Raw genomic sequence first — 18,775 nt, 5'->3', positions numbered from 1 at the left:
ATGAAAATTGTCTTATAGAAGGAGATTTAATGGATACATTTTTCTTTCCAACCTGGTTGATTCCAGTAATTATTGGTTTGGTTGTACTTGTTGTACTTTTAGTGAAAGGCTATGTTAACGCACGCCCTAACGAAGTAGTTGTAATTACAGGTCTTCGTAAACAGCGTCACCTTCGCGGTAAAGCTGGATTTATGATTCCTTTTGTAGAGCAGCGCTCCTATTTGGATATTGAGCAGTTCTCAACAGATGTTCGCACATCTGAAGCAGTACCGACTCTTGACTTTATCAATGTACGTGCTGATGCAGCTGTTAAGCTGAAAATCGGAACGACCGATGAAATGATTGCTCGTGCAGCAGAAAACTTCCTTAATTGGAATACAACAGATATTTCTAACTCTGTTCAAGATGTCTTGGAAGGAAATCTTCGGGAAGTAATTGGTCAGATGGAGCTTCGTAAGATGGTCAATGACCGTCAGGAATTTGCCTCAAAAGTTCAGGACAACGTAGCTCCGGATCTGGCTAAGATGGNATTAGAAGTCATTGCCTTTACCGTTCAGTCTTTCTCTGACGAAGGTGGTGTGATTGATAATCTCGGTATCGAAAATGTCGAAACCATCAAAAAAGATGCCCTAATTGCAAAGGCTAAAGCTGAACGTGAGCGCAAGGAAGTAGAAGCTGAGCAAGACAAATTGGCTAACGACAAGCGCGTAGCCGCTGACTTAGAAATCGCTCAAAAGCAAAATGAGTTGAAACTGAAGCAAGCAGCCCTCAAGCAGGAAGCGGATATTGCGCAAGCTAAGGCTGATGCAGCTAAAGGGATTGAGGCAGAGGTGCAGCGTCGCGAGCAAGAACGTGTGGCTGCTGAAGCTAATATCATGAAGCAAGAGAAAGAGGCTGAAGTCAAGGAACGCGAAGTTAAGGTTCGGGAGCAAGAACTGGATGCTAACATCCGCAAACAGGCTGAAGCGGAGAAATACTCTCGTCAACAAGCAGCGGAAGCACAATTGATTGAGCGTCAACGTCAAGCCGAGGCGGAACTCTTTGAAACACAAAAAGAAGCCGAAGCCCGCAAGGCCCAAGCCGAGGCTGAGAAATTTGCGCAACTGCAAGAAGCTGAAGCCATTGAAGCAAAGGGACGTGCTGAAGCTGAAGCTATTCGTCTTAAGCTAGAAGCTGAAGCAGAAGGTTTGGATAAAAAAGCAGAAGCCATGAAGAAGATGCAGGAAGCTGCGATTACTGAGATGATTGTAGACAAACTGCCAGAAATTGCCCGTGCTGTAGCAGAGCCGCTTACTAAGGTGGACAAAATTACTATGTATGGTGAAGGCAATGCTTCTAAGATGGTTGGTGATATCATGCAGAGTATTGACCAAGTGTCGCAAGGTGCAGGCTTTGACATCCGTCAACTCCTAGCAGGAGCTCTTGGTGTTAATATGACTGTTAACAAGCTAAAACAAGATGAGCAACCTGTTATTGAAGCTGCAAATCTTGACACCGACAAAAAATAAAAGAAAAGGCAAATTGCTATGACCCGCACCCCAAAAGTTAGACAGAAAATCTAACTTTTGGGGTGTTTTTAATCTGAAATTAAGTTATACAAATAAACTAGGTGTATAACCTAAAAAGAATGGTGCTTCTCGGGTTCAGATTGACCTCAAATATAATATAGCTGTCTCAAATCTTTAGTGTTATTTGCTTGACTTAAAGCAATAAATAATTGAGAAGATTCTAGTAGGTGGCCAACTCCATATAATAAGCTCCCAGACTGAGTTTGGGAGCTTATTGATTTATATCTTCTGTTTGGCCTTGATAGTGGTAGATACAGAGTCGTTTTGCTTGGTCTGGACGACTGACGGTAAAGTGGAAGTAATGGTCCTTCTTGTCCAAGCTTTTGGTCTTGGAGAGTTTGAAATAAGTGGCTTGGCGGCTGGCCATGTGGAGTAGGATGTCATCTTCCATGACCATCAGAGGCTGGGGAAGATTGGAAAATTGATAAAAATCCTCTTGAAATTGATAGTAATTCTGGGAAAAATAGTCAAATTGAAGTTCCTCATGTACATTTTGAGTGGTCATCTGCGCCTCCTGAAGCTTGTATCGAAAGAATCTGATGGATAGCAAGGCCTTTGTAATGGTCACCTTCCTGCAGGAGGACCTGCTTGCAGTCCAGCAGAAAGACGGTAGCAGTAATGTCGGTCAGCTTTCCCTGATTAAGAAAGGTGATTCTGATGGGAACTTGATGACTGTAGGCTTGGTTGAGTAACTGGAATTTTTCCTGTCTATCAAGTTGGGGCAATTGGCTCATATCTAGTTCTTTTTTGGCCAAAGCAGTGCTGTGCTCAGAGAGGAAAAAGCCAGCCCACTTAGCCATGCCCCGATCCTGAAAGTCACGAGCTGACTGATAGGGGAGGTAGGAGCGGTCGGTCATGATAAGCCCTCCAGCCCTCCAGCCGAATGGCCACCTGTCAGCTTGCTTCGAGCGATGGCACGGGAGGAGCCCAGCAAGGCATTTCCCTTAAGCAGAGAGGCGAAGCCGAAGCGATCTCTGATGCGGTCAATCGTCTGTTGGAGCTCCTCTTCTTTTTGAATTTGCAGGGGATCGTCAAAGAGAGAAATCAGACCATAACCTTGATCGACAAAATCACTGTAAAAAACGCCAATCTGGCGGATAGCCCCGCCCTGATATTTGGAACGAAAAAGCTGAACCACAATTTGAGCCAGTCGATCGCTGTTATTGGTAGGCTCAATTTTTTTCTGTGTATGAATGGAAGGCAGGCGATCCTGCTTGGAATAGCGGGCATAGATGGAGACACACTGGCACTTCTTACCAGAGCGTCTGAGCCGAATGGCGACCTGCTCAGCCATTTCTCGGAAAACGAGCTCAATCTCTGCCTGCTGTCTATAATCTCGGGGGAGAATTTGCGAATTCCCTAGGCCGTGTGACTTGACCTGATAAGGCTTGTGAACATTGCTTTCATCAATGCCGTGAGCGTGAAACCAAAGCTGCAGGCCCAGGACTCCCATTTCTTTTTTGAGAATATCGGGATTAAAGTGAGCCAAATCATAAATGGAGTAGATTCCCAGCTTTTTCAGACGGGTGGCTGTTCGGTGGCCGATGCCCCAAAAATCTGTCATTGTCGGAATGGTCCAAACCTTGCTGGGAACATCCTCATAGGACCAGTTGACCCGCATCTTTTTTGTGTGTTTTGCTTCAATATCCAAGGCTAGCTTAGCTAGAAGAGGATTGGCGTTGCTCAGGCCGATAGAGGCATAAATCCCAGTCTTCTTCCATATAGCCTGTTGAATGCGGGCAGCCAGCAGATCTAGTTTGGTCCTGCGGTCTAGCGTCTGATCGGGAATGAAGTAGTTGATAGAGCTTGTCAAATCTAAGAAGCCCTCATCGATTGAGTAGGGGAAAATATCATCGGGAGCCGCAAAATCCTGGAAAATCTTTTGGATTTCCATGTTTTTCTGGATATAGTAGTTCATCCGAGGTGGGACCAATAAGGTCTTTTGAGCAGCGTCTTCAATAAAGCGCACATAATCTGCTGTAATTGGCAGTCCCTGCTTGCGAGCAGTAGCAAAGTTGAACTTACGGGTGTGGACATCAAAAGGAAGATTATAGCTTCGGCTGACATTTTGGCTGCCAAAATTCTTTTTAAAGAGAGGGGTAGCAGCTAGTATCAGTCCGGCAGAATTTTCAATTCGGCTCATGACACAGAGCGAGGTTTTTAAAGGGTCAAGGCCGAGGGCAATGCATTCGCAAGAGGCATAAAAACTTTTCATATCCACAAAAGCGATGTCTGAACGAGGCTCGCGTGAATAATCAAATAGGACCATAACTTACACCTCAATCGGCAGAAAATGTCCAACGACGATACCAACAATGCTAGGTTGGTCTTCATAAGGGGCAAAGAGGTCATCGTAGTCAGGATTGATAGATTCTAAGCGTAGGCCTTCAGCTTCGCGGTAGACTTTTTTGATATAGGTCTTGCCATTCCACATAAGAGCATAGACTGCCCCATCGTAGTCAAATCCTGTCTGTTTCATAAGGGCAACAGAACCATTGGGATACTTGGGCTCCATCGAATCCCCAGAGACCCAGGATGCAAAATCGTGCTGGATATCTTGATTAAAGTAGACAGTTTCGTAGTCTGTTTCATTGTCATAATAACTGTGACCGCGACCTGCAGCCAACTCAACGGATAGAACTTTATAGGCTGTAAGAGATCTGACTTTACGCTGTCTCTCTAGGAGCCGACTAGCGAGCTGGTCTACTTCTTTTTTATGCGGTGGGGTTAGTAAAGGGTAGGTGTAGAGCGCGCTGGTCTCATCCACAAAGTAGTTCTCCTGGACCTTGAGACAGGTGGCCAACCTCCTGAGATTTTTTGCGTGGGGTTCTGCTAGACCATTTTCCCAAGCAGAGTAAGTCTTTCTAGAAATTCCAAGCTCTTGGTAAATGGAAGACTGAGTCAAATTAAGCTCCAGCCGGCGTTTTTTTAATTTTTCATGAGAAAACATACTACACCTCCTATGTAACGTTTTAAAGGTTACGTATAGTATACCAGATGAAAATGAGAAAAGCAAGTGCTTTATTGAGTATTTTCATTCTTAGCAAGAATGTGGTAAACTGTAGGGAGGAATATAACTTGGAGGTAGAGAGATGTTTCCTATGACAGCAAAAACGATTATGACAGAAGAAGCTTATCGCCGTTTCGCTTGGACCAATTTTTGGTATAAAAAGAATGGCCTCTTTTCACTGATTCTCCCTGAGATAGTGGTGCTGATATGCGGTGCAATCTGTTTTTTCATCGGGGAACCTTTGCGAGGCGTAGCTTTTCTTGTTACTGTGGCTGTCCTTCCTTTTCTTTACTATCTGTCCATGAATCGCCATATTAAAAAGTTTTATAGAGGCAACCCCCTCTGGCATGATATAGAGCAGGAGTTTAGCTTCTATGAGACAGACTTTCGTGTCGTTAATCGGAATAACAATGCCAGATTTGACTATCAAGATATTGTGGCGATTATAGACAAGCCAGAAACTTTTTATATTATGGTTGGCCGGTCAATAGGGCTGATCTTGGATAAGGCAGACTGTCAGCCTGAATTAATTGATTTTTTACTAAAACTAAAAGAAAACAGAAGTCTCTAATTTTGGGGGACTTCTGTTTTTTATCTGTCCAGTTTTCAAAAAATTGGCCTCCTGTGCGATGTGTGTTATAATGTTTTTTATGAGAGTTGTTGCAGGTAAATACGGGGGCAGGCCCCTCAAGACTTTGGACGGCAAGACGACCAGGCCTACGACTGATAAGGTCAAGGGGGCGATTTTTAATATGATTGGTCCCTATTTTGACGGCGGTCGGGTGCTGGATCTTTATGCTGGGAGCGGGAGTTTGGCCATTGAGGCTATTTCGCGAGGTATGGAGACAGCTATCTTAGTCGAGAAGGATCGCAGAGCTCAGGCTATTATTTCAGAGAACATTCAGATGACCAAGGAGCCGGAACGTTTTGACTTGCTCAAGATGGAATCTGGCCGCGCTCTAGATACCTTGACAGGGGCTTTTGACTTAGTTCTCTTGGATCCGCCTTATGCCAAGGAGCAGATTGTGGCTGACCTTGAGAAGCTAGAGGAAGGCCAGCTCTTGAGTCAAGATGTTCTGGTAGTCTGTGAGACAGACAAGGAAGTTGAATTACCAGAAGAAATTGCAGGGCTGGGCATTTGGAAGCAGAAGATATATGGAATTTCAAAGGTGACGGTGTATGTCAGATAAGATTGGATTATTCACAGGGTCTTTTGACCCGATGACCAAGGGCCATGTGGACCTGATTGAGCGGGCTAGTAGGCTTTTTGATAAGCTTTATGTAGGGATTTTCTATAATCGGGAAAAGTCTGGCTTTTTCACAATTGAAGCCAGAGAGCGGATAGTCAAAGAAGCTCTGCAGCATTTGGATAATGTTGAGGTTATTACTTCTCAGAATGAGCTAGCAGTGACAGTGGCCAGAAGACTGGGAGCCAAGGCCTTTGTGCGCGGTCTCCGAAATAGTCAAGACCTAGACTATGAAGCCAATATGAACTTTTTCAATCAGGAATTGGCAGGAGAGCTGGAGACGATTTTCTTGCTCAGCAAACCAGTCTATCAGTATATCAGTTCATCACGTATTCGTGAGCTGATTGCTTTTCAGCAGGATATTGCGGCCTATGTGCCCCAAAGTGTAATCAAAGAATTAGAAAGAATCAACGATGAAAAGAATTAAGAAGTTTATATTGCCGACGGTCATTGGCGTCACTATTGCCTTTTTTATAGTAGCTCTTTACGTTCGTCTGCCTTATTATATAGAAGTTCCTGGTGGTGCCGAGGATGTTCGTCAGGTCTTGATAGTTGATAATAAGGCCGACAAGGAAGCAGGTTCTTATAACTTTGTGACGGTCGGAGTAGAGCAGGCAACTTTTGCTCATCTGGTCTATGCTTGGCTGACTCCTTTTACAGATATTTATTCCGCCAAGGATATGACGGGTGGCTCTACGGACGATGAGTTTAATCGGATCAACCAGTTTTACATGGAAACATCGCAAAATATGGCCAAATATCAGGGCTTAACGACAGCTGGTAAAGAGATCAAGATGGACTATCTGGGAGTCTATGTCCTGCAAGTAGCTGATAACTCAACCTTCAAAGGAGTTCTCAATATTGCTGATACGGTAACCGGTGTCAATGACAAGACATTTGAAAGCTCCGAGGAGTTGGTCAAGTATGTCAACTCGCAGAAGCTTGGGGATAAGGTCAAGGTGACTTTCCAAGAGGATGGTCAGGAGAAATCGGCAACCGGCAAGATTATCAAGCTAGAGAACGGTAAGAACGGGATTGGGATTAGTCTGATAGACAGGACAGAAGTCAGCAGTAATATTCCGATTACATTTTCAACTGAAGGTATTGGCGGTCCTAGTGCTGGTCTCATGTTCAGCCTAGCCATTTATACCCAGTTGGCTGATCCGACCCTTCGTGGCGGCCGCGATATTGCAGGGACCGGCAGCATCAGCCGTGAAGGTGAAGTTGGCGAAATCGGCGGAATCGATAAGAAAGTCGTTTCAGCAGCCCAAAGCGGAGCAGATGTTTTCTTTGCACCCAACAATGAACTTACAGAGGAAGAGAAGAAGCTTTCTCCCAATGGGAAAAACAACTACCAAACGGCTCTGGAGACAGCCAAGAAGATTAAAACGGATATGAAAATTGTTCCGGTTAAAACGCTGCAGGATGCCATTGACTATCTGAAAAAGAACAAGTAAGGAGTCTGGGCAAAAAGTCCAGACTTTTGAGTCTAAATTAGAAAAAATAGATGACGCAGTGGTTGATTGGCATCTTCCTTCGCTTTTTAAGCTCCAAAGATGACCTAATCAACTGTGCGGGGGTGGGAAGACGAACTTTTTAACTTGTTTGAAGTTCTTTNCCACTCCCTTTTCTTGTGAAACAGACAAAATCAGCTGGTCTTCTCTGCTTTAAATCGTCTGACTTTTTCAGAAAGATATTTTTGATGAAAAGTCCGCGAAATACTGGCTGATTTATGATAAAATAAAGTGTTGTAGATAAACTATCCAAGAACGTTAAAGGAAGAGTATGCGTAAAGATATTTCACCTGAATTGTATAATTATAATAAATTCCCAGGACCAGAGTTTAAACAGATTGACAGCAAGATTGTTGCAGAAAAATTCGAGTTTGAATTGATTGAGAACTATAAGGAAGGCTTTGACTTGACGGCCTTTCATCAGCGCTTTTCAGAAATTCTCACTAAGTTTGACTATATTGTTGGCGACTGGGGCAATGAGCAGCTGCGCCTGCGTGGTTTTTACAAGGACGAGCGGGCTAATGAAAGCGATGAGAAAATAAGCCGCTTAGAAGACTATTTGCTAGAGTACTGCAGCTATGGCTGTGCCTATTTTGTCTTGGAAAATCCAAATCCCCAGCGCGCTTCCTTTGATAAGAAATCGCATGGCAAGAAAGAGGCAGAAGGTCGGTCAAAACGTTCTCGCAATAGCCGTTCGGGCGGCAACCGCAATCGCAGAAGTGACCGAGACCGAGACAGTCGTTCTAAAAGGGACAATAAGCGCTCTCGCAACAATTCCCAGCAAGATAGGCAGAAAAAGCAAAAAGACAGCAATCGCCATTTTGTGATTCGCCAGAATAAAGGAGAAAAATGAAACCATCTATTTATAGCTTAACGCGTCAGGAAATGATTGAATGGGCGGAAGCTCAGGGAGAAAAGAAATTTCGTGCCTCCCAGATTTGGGAGTGGCTCTACCGCAAGCGGGTCCAGTCTTTTGAAGAGATGACCAATCTATCTAAAGATTTGATTGCCAAGCTAAATGATCAGTTTGTCGTCAATCCGCTTAAACAGCGCATTGTTCAAGAGTCTGCTGACGGTACGGTCAAGTACCTCTTTGAGCTGCCGGATGGTATGCTGATTGAGACGGTGCTCATGCGCCAGCACTATGGACTTTCTGTCTGTGTGACCACCCAAGTTGGCTGCAATATCGGCTGCACCTTCTGTGCCTCCGGCTTGATTAAAAAGCAACGCGACCTCAATAACGGTGAGATTGTAGCTCAGATTATGCTGGTTCAGAAGTATTTTGACGAGCGTGGTCAGGATGAGCGGGTCAGCCATATCGTAGTTATGGGAATTGGTGAGCCTTTTGACAACTATGACAACGTGCTCAAGTTTGTCCGGACGGTCAATGATGACAAAGGTTTGGCTATTGGTGCCCGCCATATAACGGTTTCGACCTCAGGGCTGGCTCATAAGATTCGTGACTTTGCCAATGAAGGTGTGCAAGTCAATCTAGCTGTATCCCTCCATGCCCCCAATAATGATCTGCGGACCAGCATCATGCGGATTAACCGTTCCTTCCCTATCGAAAAGCTTTTTGCAGCTATCGAATACTATATTGAGACGACCAACCGTCGGGTGACCTTTGAGTACATCATGCTCAATGAAGTCAATGACGGGGTAGAGCAAGCCAAGGAACTGGCAGAATTGCTGAAAAATATCAAGAAGCTGTCTTATGTCAATCTCATTCCTTACAACCCCGTTAGCGAGCACGACCAATACAGCCGCAGTCCCAAAGAGCGCGTGATGGCCTTCTACGATACCCTCAAGAAAAACGGAGTCAACTGCGTGGTTCGTCAGGAACATGGTACAGATATTGATGCAGCCTGCGGTCAGCTGCGTTCTAATACCATGAAGCGTGATCGCGAGAAAGCATTGGTAGAAAATGTTCAGCCTTAAGAACTATCTGACTTCAGCCGGTGAGCTGACTGCTAAGGGACGGAGATTGCTGATCGGAGGAAGCTGGCTCTATTTCTTGATGCTTTGCATTCTGTGCTTTATTCCTCAAGTTCCAGAGCCGGGAATGGAAACGCCAGGAATCCAGTATTTTGGCCGAATAGTAGTTTTGTTAATCCCTTTTAATTCCTTTGTCAATATTGGCGAGATTACTTCTTGGATCCAGTTGGTCAAAGTCTTTATACAAAATCTAGCCAATATCTTCTTGCTGTCGCCCTTAATCTTTCAATTGCTTTGCCTCTTTCCGAAGTTGCGGAAGACCAAGAAGGTTGTATGGCTGAGCTTTGGGATGAGTCTGTCTATCGAAGTGACTCAGATTCTGCTGGACCTTCTCATAAATGCCAATCGAGTCTTTGAGATTGATGATCTTTGGACAAATACTTTGGGTGGTTATCTGGCTTGGTGGGCATTTCAGCTTGGTCAAAAAATCTGGAAAAATCGTTAAGGCGACGCTTTCAAAAGAGATTGGTGAGAGAAAGGTTCGGATTTAGGAGAAAAAATTAAATTTTTTCTTGACAAGAAAAAGGGAAAGGCCTATAATAAAATAAATCATCAGAAAAGTAATAATTTTTTCTACTTTCAGGGAACCTGTGGTTGGTGGAAACAGGTAGTGGAGGGTTATGAAGTGGGCTGATGGAAAAAATGAATTTGAAGCAATAAAAATTCGGTGAGCACACCTTACAGTGCAGCTTGTTGTTAGACAAGACAGAGATATGGAAACAGTCTATACTTTGCTCCATAATTGAGGTGGCACCGCGATTTTACGCCCTCACACAGAGTTTTTTCTGTGTGTGGGCTTTTGTTTTGCTTGAAAATAAAGAAATGAGGCAATCAAGATGACAGAAACTAAAGGATATTTTGGACAATTCGGCGGCTCCTTCGTACCGGAGCCTATCCAGGCCTTGCTGGATGAATTAGAACTGACTTTTGAGAAGTATAAGGATGATCCAGAATTTTTAAAGGAATACCGTCATTATTTGGCGGATTATTCAGGTCGGGAAACCCCGCTCTACTATGCAGAAAGTCTGACTCAGCATCTGGGTGGAGCTAAGATTTATCTGAAGCGGGAAGATCTCAATCATCTGGGCTCGCATAAGCTCAATAATGTTTTGGGGCAGATTCTTCTAGCTAAGCGCATGGGCAAGACCCGAGTCATTGCTGAAACGGGAGCTGGTCAGCATGGTGTGGCAACTGCGGCAGCCGCAGCTAAGTTTGGTATGAAGTGCGATGTCTACATGGGTGCAGAGGATGTAGAGCGCCAGCGCCTCAATGTCTTCCGCATGGAAATGATGGGAGCGACTGTTCACGCTGTGGAAACAGGAACCAAGACCCTCAAGGATGCTGTGGATGCAGCCTTTGGAGCTTGGATGAGTGATTTGGAAGCCTTTTATGTTTTGGGTTCGGCTGTCGGTCCTCACCCTTATCCGACGATTGTCCATGAATTCCAAAAGGTGATTAGTGAAGAATCTCGTCGGCAGATTTTGGACAAGGAAGGTCGCTTGCCAGACTATGTCATTGCTTGCGTAGGTGGTGGCTCCAATGCTATCGGTGCCTTCTCCCAATATGTGGCGGATGAAGAAGTTAAGTTAGTGGGAGTTGAAGCAGCTGGGCGAGGACTTGATACAGACCAGCATGCGGCGACCATGACCAAGGGAAGCGTCGGAGTAGTGGATGGTATGAAGACCTACGCTGTCTTTGCAGAAGATGGTCAAGTAGCACCGGTTTACTCCATTTCAGCAGGCTTGGACTATCCTGGAGTTGGTCCTGAACATGCTTTCTTTAAAGATTCTGGTCGAGTAGAATACGTGGCCGCGACAGATGATGAAGCTGTGGATGCCTTGCTTCTCTTGACACAAAAGGAAGGAATTTTGCCAGCAATCGAAAGTTCTCACGCCATTGCTGAAGCCATCAAGCGAGCTCCGCAACTGTCATCTGACCAAATAATTGTTATCAACGTATCTGGTCGTGGAGACAAGGATGTGGCAGCCATTGCCGACTATCTAGAAAAACGAAAATAAAATACCCAACAGAAGAGTAGTAACACCCCTCCTTTCAGAGAGTCTGTGGTTGCTGTAAACAGGCAGGAGAAGTTATGAAATGGGCTGCTGGAGTCAAAATTTAGTCCTTTAGTTGAACTTTTATTACTTTGTTAGCTTACTTTGCCATGAGCCAGTATGCTGCCTTCTACTAAAAGGGATCTAAATGACTGTAAATAGGTAAATGAGATGTGGAGCCTGAAAACTCCATAACTGAGGTGGCACCGCGATGACACGCCCTCACAGGATGAACTGTGCGGGCGTTTTTCTGTAGTTATGGAGCAAGTTATGACCGTAAACAGGTGCTATCTGTTCTTGTGGAATGCGGTCATAGCTAGCAGTTTGTTCCTCCTTAAACGCTTCTGATTAAATAGAAAGAAACATTATGCAAAAGATTTTACCAGCTGATATTTTATCGCCGATTCTGGCTTATATGCGGATTCAGGGCGACCACAAGGTGATTTTGGAAAGTATTCCGAGAGATAGCGAGACAGCTCGCTTTTCTATCCTAGCTTATAACCCAGTCTTTGAAGTTCGCTATGAAAATGGCCAGTTAACAAAGAATGGGCAAGTAATTGAGGAAGATCCATTGGACTATCTGCATGAGTTAGCCGTAAAAAAAGATCATCATTCAGACCTGCCTTTTGGCGGTGGAGCCATCGGTTTTGTCGGCTATGATATGATTTCCCTCTATGAGGAGATTGGCCAGATTCCAGCTGATGTGATTGGAACGCCGGACATGCACTTTTTCGTCTATGAGAGTTACATGGTTTTTGACCATAAAAAAGACAAGGTCTATATCCTTGAGGAAGCGCTCTACAGTAATAGAAGCGAAGCAGAATTGGCTGCTAGTCTGGAGCGAATCATGACTGAGCTGGCGCAGCCTGCGGGAGCTGAATTTTCACCACTGGAACTGTCCAGTTTGAACTTCCAGAGTCATATCGAGCAAGCAACTTTTGAAAAAATGGTGGAAGAAGCGCGTAGCTTGATTCGGCAGGGAGACATGTTCCAATGCGTTCTCAGTCAGCGTTTTTCAGCAGAGTATTCTGGTAGGCCACTGGATTACTATCGCAATCTGCGTGTGACCAATCCTTCCAACTATCTCTACTTTTATGATTTCGGGGATTATCAGATCATCGGAGCCAGCCCAGAAAGTCTGGTCTCTGTCAAGCAGGGGCAGGTTACGACCAATCCTATTGCTGGGACCAGACCGCGCGGGCAGGATGAAAGAGAAGATAAAGCCTTGGCGAAGGAGTTGCTGGCTGACGAGAAGGAAGTGGCTGAGCATCGTATGTTAGTTGATTTAGGGCGTAATGATATCGGTAAAATTGCCCAGAATAACAGCGTGGAAGTCACTAAGTACATGGAGGTAGAGTATTTCCGCTATGTCATGCACCTGACCAGTGTGGTCCGTGGTCAGCTTCTGCCTCAACTGACAGCTATGGATGCGCTCAAGTCAACCCTGCCGGCCGGCACCGTTTCGGGTGCGCCTAAGATTCGAGCCATGAAACGGATTTATGAGCTAGAGCAGGAAAAACGTGGCGTTTATGCGGGGGCTATTGGCTATCTGTCTGCGACAGGCGATATGGATTTTGCCATCACTATACGCACTATGGTTTTGAAAAATGGCAGAGCTTACGTTCAAGCTGGAGCGGGTATTGTTTATGACTCGATCCCTACTAATGAATACCAAGAAACCATCAACAAGGCCAAATCAATGACCAAGATAGGAGAGATGCAATGATTTTATTGATTGATAATTATGATTCTTTTACTTACAATCTAGCCCAGTATATCGGCAATTTTGCAGAAGTTAAGGTCTTGCGTAATGATGATGCAGGCCTTTATCAAGCGGCAGAAGAAGCTGATGCTTTGGTTCTATCTCCGGGTCCAGGCTGGCCAGCAGATGCAGGACGGATGGAAGAACTTATCCGTGATTTTACTAGTAAAAAGCCGATATTGGGGATTTGCTTGGGGCACCAAGCCATTGCAGAAGTATTTGGCGGAAAGCTAGGATTGGCTCCCAAAGTCATGCACGGCAAACAAAGTATTCTGCGTTTTGAGGGAAAATCTCCTATCTATGAGGGGCTAGAGGATGGACAGCCGGTTATGCGCTATCATTCGATTTTGATTGAGGAGATGCCGGAGGATTTTGAAGTGACGGCTCGGGCGGCTGATGATAACTCGATCATGGCTATCCAGCACAAGAGTCTGCCCATTTATGGTTTTCAGTATCATCCAGAAAGTATTGGCACGCCGGACGGCTTGTCGTCTATCAAGAATTTCATCGATTTAGTAAAATAAAGGAGGATGTATGAAAGAGATAATTGCAAAACTAGCTGATTTTAAGGATTTAAGCAGCGCTGAGATGACAGATGTTATTGAGCGTATTGTCACTGGACGGGTGACAGAGTCTCAAATTGTAGCTTTCTTGCTGGGGCTTAAGATGAAGGGGGAGACGATTGAGGAACGAACTGCTTTGGCTCAGGTAATGCGAGGCCATGCTAAGCAGATTCCAACCACTATTCGCACTGCAATGGACAATTGCGGTACCGGTGGAGACAAGTCTTTCAGCTTCAATATTTCGACTACGGCAGCTTTTATACTGGCAGGTGGCGGGATTAAGATGGCCAAGCACGGCAATCGCTCCATTTCTTCTAAGTCAGGCTCAGCTGATGTGTTAGAAGCTCTGGGTATCAATCTAGACTTGGACGCTGCTAGCTTGGGCAAGGTTTTTGAGCAGACAGGTATCGTCTTTCTCTTTGCAAAGAATATGCACCCAGCCATGAAATACATCATGCCAGCACGTCTTAGCTTAGGCATTCCCACAATCATGAATCTAACTGGCCCCCTTATCCATCCCATGAGTCTAGAAACTCAGCTTTTGGGGACCAGCCGGCCGGATATGTTAGAGAGCACAGCAGAGGTTTTAAAAAATATGGGCCGTAAGCGTGCAGTAGTCGTGTCGGGGTCGGATGGTCTTGACGAGGCCGGCCTTCATGGCCGTACCCAGTATGCTCTGCTGGAAGATGGGCAAATCAGCCTGCACAGCTTTCTGCCGTCAGATGTTGGCATGGAAGAGATAGCTCTTGAAGCGATTCGCGGAGGCAATGCCAAGGAAAATGCAGAAATTCTGCTATCTGTCCTGCAAAATCAAGCCAGCCCCTATCTAGAAACGACAGTGCTGAATGCGGGATTGGGCTTCTATGCTAATGGGAAATCAGACAGCATAGAAGAAGGAATAGCTTTGGCCCGCCAAGTAATTGCAAGCGGTGCAGCCTATGAAAAACTCAAGCAACTACAGGAGTATCAAAAATGAGCAAAGAATTTCTCCCGACCATTCTAAAGCAAAAAGAGCAGGAAGTGGCGGCTATGTCTTATGAAGAGCTGCAACCTCTGCGCTCGACCTATTCCCTCTATGAATATCTCAAAAGTCGTCCTCAAGAGCTGCAGCTGATTGCTGAGGTTAAAAAAGCCAGCCCCAGTCTGGGAGATATTAATCTCGGTGTGGATATTGTGGAGCAGGCTCGCACCTATGAACGATGCGGTGCAGCCATGATTTCGGTCCTGACAGATGAGATTTTCTTCAAAGGACATCTGGATTACCTGAGAGAGATTTCCAGTCAAGTGACCATTCCAACCCTCAATAAGGACTTTATCATTGATGAAAAGCAGATTGTTCGCGCCCGCAATGCAGGAGCGACAGTTATTCTTCTGATTGTAGCTGCCTTGTCTGAAAAGCGGCTGCAAGAACTCTATGATTTTGCGACAGGTTTAGGCTTGGAAGTTCTGGTCGAAACCCATAATCTGGCGGAGCTGGAAATTGCCCATAGAATAGGAGCACAGATAATCGGTGTCAATAACCGCAATCTAGTTACTTTTGAGACTGATATCAATACAAGTCTTCAGCTATCTGCCCATTTCAAAGATGACAGGGTTTACGTGTCTGAGTCCGCTATTTTCAGCAAGGAAGATGCTGAGCTAGTAGCTCCTTATTTCCATGCGGTTCTAGTCGGAACAGCCCTGATGCAGGCAGAGGATGTGGCAGAAAAAATCAAGGAGCTGAAAATTGACAAAGGTTAAGATTTGCGGCTTATCAACGGCCAGCGCTGTGGAAACGGCATGCCAGGCTGGTGCAGATTATATTGGATTTGTCTTTGCTGAGAGCCGTCGGAGGGTTAGTTTGGAGCAAGCTCAGGAGCTAGCTACCTTGGTGCCGCCTACTGTCCGAAAGGTAGGAGTTTTCGTCTCTCCGAGTTTAGCAGAGCTGCAGGAAGCTATTTCGGTGGCAAATCTGGATTTGGTGCAGATTCATGGCGATTTTAATGAAGATCTTCTGTCTGAGATCGGCCGGCCGGTTATTCGAGCTTATCAGGTCAAGGGAGCGTTAAAAGGAGTCAGCCAACAAGCGGACTACCTGCTCTTTGATGCCCCTCTTGCCGGTAGTGGTCGGACCTTTGACTGGCAATCTTTTGACAAGAATCAAATCCACCAGCCCTTCTTTATCGCCGGTGGTTTGAATGCAGGAAATGTCCGAGAAGCGATTCAGCACTTCGCTCCTTACGCAGTTGATGTCTCAAGCGGGATCGAGACTGACGGCCAGAAGGACTTAGAGAAAATAAAAGAATTTATAGAAAGAGTGAAACATGGCATATAATCAACCCAATCAAGAAGGATTTTACGGTGAGTTTGGCGGGCGCTTTGTTCCAGAAACTCTGATGACAGCAGTTTTGGAGCTGGATAAAGCTTACCGTGAGAGTAAAAAAGACCCAGCCTTTCAGGCAGAGCTGGACGAGTTGCTGAAGCAGTATGTAGGGCGAGAAAATCCTCTCTATTTTGCTAAAAATCTGACAGCCTATGCTGGCGGTGCTAAGATTTATCTGAAGCGAGAAGACCTCAACCATACCGGGGCCCATAAAATCAATAACGCTCTAGGCCAGGTCCTATTAGCTAAGCGAATGGGCAAGAAGAAAATTATTGCAGAGACTGGTGCGGGTCAGCATGGAGTAGCTACAGCCACTGCTGCAGCCCTTTTCAACATGGACTGTACTATCTACATGGGCGAAGAAGATGTCAAGCGCCAAGCCCTCAATGTCTTTCGGATGGAACTTCTTGGAGCCAAGGTGGAGTCTGTGACCGATGGCTCTCGAGTCCTCAAGGATGCGGTCAATGCAGCTTTACGAGCTTGGGTGGCTCAGGTCGATGATACTCACTATATTATGGGATCGGCCTTGGGACCCCATCCCTTCCCAGAGATTGTCCGCGACTATCAGAGTGTGATTGGTCGTGAGGCTAAGCGCCAGTTTGCTGAGCAAAATGCAGGTGCCCTGCCAGATGCTTTAGTCGCCTGCGTTGGCGGTGGTTCCAATGCTATTGGGCTCTTTTATCCCTTTGTAGATGATAGTACAGTGGCTATGTATGGAACAGAAGCGGCTGGGCGAGGCATCGATACAGATGAACATGCTGCGACCTTAACCAAGGGCCGGCCGGGTGTTTTACACGGTGCCTTGATGGATGTCTTGCAGGATGAGCAAGGGCAGATTCTGGAAGCTTTCTCTATCTCTGCTGGGCTGGACTATCCGGGCATCGGTCCCGAACATTCTCATTTTAATGCTATTCAGCGCGCGACTTATGTCCCAGTCACAGATGAAGAAGCCTTGGAAGCCTTCCAGCTCCTATCTCGTATCGAAGGGATTATTCCTGCTCTAGAGTCTAGTCACGCTATTGCTTACGCAGTTAAGTTGGCTAAGGAGTTGGGACCAGATAAATCAATGATTGTCTGCCTATCCGGCCGTGGTGACAAGGATGTCGTTCAGGTAAAGGAACGCTTGGAAAAAGAAGCGGCTCAAAAAGGAGGTGCCCATGACTAAAACACTCACTCAGCATTTAGAAACCATCAAAAGAGAAGGCAAGGGAATTTTCCTTCCTTATATCATGGCTGGTGATCACGAGAAAGGTTTAGCAGGATTAGCAGAAACTATCGCATTTTTGGAAAACTTGGGTGTGTCAGCCATTGAAATCGGCCTGCCATTTTCAGACCCTGTTGCAGATGGGCCGGTTATTGAAGAAGCCGGTCTGAGAAGTCTGGGTCACCATACTTCGGCCAAGTCTTTAATCGCAAGCTTGCAGAAGTTGGACACTCAGCTGCCTCTCATCATCATGACCTACTTCAATCCTATCTTCCAGTACGGTCTCAAAGATTTTATCAAGGATTTGGCTAGGACGCCGGTTAAGGGATTGATTATTCCGGATCTGCCCTACGAGCATAGGGACTTTATCCTGCCTCTGCTGGAAGATTCAGATATCGCTCTAGTTCCTTTAGTGAGCCTTACGACTGGACTAGAACGTCAGCAGGAGCTGATCAAGGAAGCGGAAGGTTTTATCTACGCTGTAGCTATCAACGGTGTGACAGGTAAGAGCGGAAGCTACCGCAATGATTTGGACCAGCATTTGAGTAAACTCCATGATATTGCAGAGATTCCAGTACTGACGGGCTTTGGCGTTTCAACTTTAGAGGATGTTGACCGCTTCAATCAAGTCTCAGATGGAGTTATTGTTGGATCTAAGATTGTCAAAGCTCTTCATGAAAAGGACGCCAGCATAGCAACCTTTATCCAAGAAGCAGCAGCCTATAAGAAATAAATAAAATGAGGTTCTTTCTATCGAACCTCATTATTTTCTTTATTTGATATCAATAATTGTACCGTCTCCTATATTAATTCCTTTAGAAGTAAAGGTTTTTAAAGCATTTTTCGCAATGATTTGAGTTGATGCGGTATCCACAACTCCGCCTATAAGAGCACCAGCAATAGGAACCATTTTTCCTAAATTCACAGCTCCTTTAGTGCCAAATTTGGTTACCAATCTAAAACCAACCGCTTGATTAATTTTTGTTAGTACTTTTCCAGGGATTTTTTTAATTACTCCAGTTGCCATTTTATTTGCAATAATAATCCCGGCTTTCTTTGCAATATCAGCAACAGATGTTCCAGTTAATGAGGCATAAACAAATGTTTGAACTTGATCTCTCTTTAAATCGTATCCTCTCATATAAGCTATAGTGGCAATCATTCTCATTTGAACTAAAATAACAGAAGTTATATTGGCTGGAATAGTTACCGGCATTGTTAATATTCCCCCAAATCCAGTAACGAAACCAGATATTCCAGCTTTTGAAGTTTGATAAGTAATCATCTTTGAAATTGCAGTTTCTATATCATCATGCTTCAAATAATCAGCAGCTAGTTCTTCTATAGTCTTTTGACCAGGGATACCATTAATTGTAGTTTCATAAGTCCAGTCAAGAACTTTTAACATCGATTTTTCATCAATGTTAGGCATTTTTAATTTTGATTTTGGTAATTCTAATTTCATAATAAAATCCCCTTAATAAATAATCTGCTTT

At 45.0% G+C, this 18,775-nt stretch carries 21 protein-coding genes and 1 other annotated feature; of the genes, 16 read left to right on the top strand and 5 right to left on the bottom strand.

Annotated elements, in window-relative coordinates:
• The first annotated feature begins 29 nt into the window (after positions 1-29).
• Positions 30-1,508: a flotillin family protein gene (locus D8886_RS02920; RefSeq protein ID WP_125434181.1), complete on the top strand. Its 1,479-nt coding sequence runs from the start codon at positions 30-32 to the stop codon at positions 1,506-1,508.
• 271 nt (positions 1,509-1,779) lie between these two features.
• Here D8886_RS02920 and D8886_RS02915 read toward each other — a convergent pair whose 3' ends face one another.
• From D8886_RS02915 to D8886_RS02900, 4 genes are read right to left on the bottom strand one after another with little or no spacing between them, the layout of a single operon-like run.
• Positions 1,780-2,073, bottom strand: coding sequence for a DUF5960 family protein (locus tag D8886_RS02915; protein ID WP_002910360.1), 294 nt, complete (start codon positions 2,071-2,073; stop codon positions 1,780-1,782).
• Positions 2,051-2,425 (bottom strand): YolD-like family protein, encoded by a 375-nt coding sequence (locus D8886_RS02910; RefSeq protein ID WP_002910359.1) that lies wholly within the window; start codon positions 2,423-2,425, stop codon positions 2,051-2,053. Before D8886_RS02910 ends, D8886_RS02915 begins: the two co-directional genes overlap by 23 nt.
• Positions 2,422-3,837 (bottom strand): Y-family DNA polymerase, encoded by a 1,416-nt coding sequence (locus D8886_RS02905; RefSeq protein WP_125434180.1) that lies wholly within the window; start codon positions 3,835-3,837, stop codon positions 2,422-2,424. The genes D8886_RS02910 and D8886_RS02905 overlap by 4 nt, the downstream gene beginning before the upstream one ends.
• 3 nt (positions 3,838-3,840) lie before the next feature.
• On the bottom strand, positions 3,841-4,518 hold the full coding sequence (locus D8886_RS02900; RefSeq protein ID WP_125434179.1) for a helix-turn-helix domain-containing protein: 678 nt from the start codon (positions 4,516-4,518) through the stop codon (positions 3,841-3,843).
• A gap of 142 nt (positions 4,519-4,660) precedes the next feature.
• Here D8886_RS02900 and D8886_RS02895 point away from each other — a divergent pair, with 142 nt between their 5' ends.
• The 15 genes from D8886_RS02895 (at position 4,661) to trpA (ending at position 18,012) form a co-directional block, all read left to right on the top strand.
• Positions 4,661-5,149, top strand: a complete 489-nt coding sequence (locus D8886_RS02895; RefSeq protein ID WP_002915723.1) for a YcxB family protein — start codon at positions 4,661-4,663, stop codon at positions 5,147-5,149.
• A 70-nt stretch (positions 5,150-5,219) separates the two neighbouring features.
• On the top strand, positions 5,220-5,768 hold the full coding sequence (rsmD, locus tag D8886_RS02890) for a 16S rRNA (guanine(966)-N(2))-methyltransferase RsmD (RefSeq protein ID WP_185761234.1): 549 nt from the start codon (positions 5,220-5,222) through the stop codon (positions 5,766-5,768).
• On the top strand, positions 5,758-6,252 hold the full coding sequence (gene coaD, locus D8886_RS02885; protein WP_125434178.1) for a pantetheine-phosphate adenylyltransferase: 495 nt from the start codon (positions 5,758-5,760) through the stop codon (positions 6,250-6,252). The genes rsmD and coaD overlap by 11 nt, the downstream gene beginning before the upstream one ends.
• Positions 6,239-7,282, top strand: coding sequence for a SepM family pheromone-processing serine protease (locus tag D8886_RS02880; RefSeq protein WP_125434177.1), 1,044 nt, complete (start codon positions 6,239-6,241; stop codon positions 7,280-7,282). The genes coaD and D8886_RS02880 overlap by 14 nt, the downstream gene beginning before the upstream one ends.
• 328 nt (positions 7,283-7,610) lie before the next feature.
• Positions 7,611-8,192 carry a YutD family protein gene (locus tag D8886_RS02875; RefSeq protein WP_002900949.1) on the top strand — a complete coding sequence of 194 codons (582 nt, stop codon included), beginning with the start codon at positions 7,611-7,613 and terminating at the stop codon, positions 8,190-8,192.
• On the top strand, positions 8,189-9,277 hold the full coding sequence (rlmN, locus tag D8886_RS02870; RefSeq protein ID WP_002898061.1) for a dual-specificity RNA methyltransferase RlmN: 1,089 nt from the start codon (positions 8,189-8,191) through the stop codon (positions 9,275-9,277). The genes D8886_RS02875 and rlmN overlap by 4 nt, the downstream gene beginning before the upstream one ends.
• Positions 9,264-9,779, top strand: a complete 516-nt coding sequence (locus tag D8886_RS02865) for a VanZ family protein (protein WP_125434176.1) — start codon at positions 9,264-9,266, stop codon at positions 9,777-9,779. The genes rlmN and D8886_RS02865 overlap by 14 nt, the downstream gene beginning before the upstream one ends.
• 99 nt (positions 9,780-9,878) lie before the next feature.
• Positions 9,879-10,108 (top strand) — a binding site (T-box leader).
• Between the two features lie 62 nt (positions 10,109-10,170).
• Positions 10,171-11,352 carry a tryptophan synthase subunit beta gene (gene trpB / locus D8886_RS02860; RefSeq protein WP_125434175.1) on the top strand — a complete coding sequence of 394 codons (1,182 nt, stop codon included), beginning with the start codon at positions 10,171-10,173 and terminating at the stop codon, positions 11,350-11,352.
• Positions 11,353-11,755: 403 nt separating this feature from the next.
• Positions 11,756-13,114 (top strand): anthranilate synthase component I, encoded by a 1,359-nt coding sequence (trpE, locus tag D8886_RS02855; RefSeq protein WP_125434174.1) that lies wholly within the window; start codon positions 11,756-11,758, stop codon positions 13,112-13,114.
• Entirely contained in the window at positions 13,111-13,674 is a 564-nt protein-coding gene (locus D8886_RS02850) for an aminodeoxychorismate/anthranilate synthase component II (protein WP_002900940.1), read from the top strand. The genes trpE and D8886_RS02850 overlap by 4 nt, the downstream gene beginning before the upstream one ends.
• Positions 13,675-13,684: 10 nt before the next feature.
• Positions 13,685-14,689 carry an anthranilate phosphoribosyltransferase gene (trpD, locus tag D8886_RS02845; protein WP_125434173.1) on the top strand — a complete coding sequence of 335 codons (1,005 nt, stop codon included), beginning with the start codon at positions 13,685-13,687 and terminating at the stop codon, positions 14,687-14,689.
• Positions 14,686-15,453 (top strand): indole-3-glycerol phosphate synthase TrpC, encoded by a 768-nt coding sequence (gene trpC / locus D8886_RS02840; RefSeq protein WP_002910344.1) that lies wholly within the window; start codon positions 14,686-14,688, stop codon positions 15,451-15,453. Before trpD ends, trpC begins: the two co-directional genes overlap by 4 nt.
• The gene (locus D8886_RS02835; protein WP_125434172.1) at positions 15,440-16,027 is read left to right on the top strand and encodes a phosphoribosylanthranilate isomerase; all 588 of its coding nucleotides are present in this window, start codon (positions 15,440-15,442) and stop codon (positions 16,025-16,027) included. Before trpC ends, D8886_RS02835 begins: the two co-directional genes overlap by 14 nt.
• The gene (gene trpB / locus D8886_RS02830) at positions 16,017-17,240 is read left to right on the top strand and encodes a tryptophan synthase subunit beta (protein ID WP_002910340.1); all 1,224 of its coding nucleotides are present in this window, start codon (positions 16,017-16,019) and stop codon (positions 17,238-17,240) included. Before D8886_RS02835 ends, trpB (D8886_RS02830) begins: the two co-directional genes overlap by 11 nt.
• On the top strand, positions 17,233-18,012 hold the full coding sequence (gene trpA / locus D8886_RS02825) for a tryptophan synthase subunit alpha (RefSeq protein ID WP_125336515.1): 780 nt from the start codon (positions 17,233-17,235) through the stop codon (positions 18,010-18,012). The genes trpB (D8886_RS02830) and trpA overlap by 8 nt, the downstream gene beginning before the upstream one ends.
• Positions 18,013-18,051: 39 nt before the next feature.
• Here trpA and D8886_RS02820 read toward each other — a convergent pair whose 3' ends face one another.
• Positions 18,052-18,744 carry an EcsC family protein gene (locus tag D8886_RS02820; RefSeq protein ID WP_125434171.1) on the bottom strand — a complete coding sequence of 231 codons (693 nt, stop codon included), beginning with the start codon at positions 18,742-18,744 and terminating at the stop codon, positions 18,052-18,054.
• Positions 18,745-18,775 lie beyond the last annotated feature (31 nt).

The organism is Streptococcus sanguinis, assembly GCF_003943655.1.
Taxonomy (GTDB): Bacteria; Bacillota; Bacilli; order Lactobacillales; family Streptococcaceae; genus Streptococcus; species Streptococcus sanguinis_F.
Note: the sequence above shows the minus strand (reverse complement) of the source record. Positions and strands in the feature narration are given on the sequence as shown.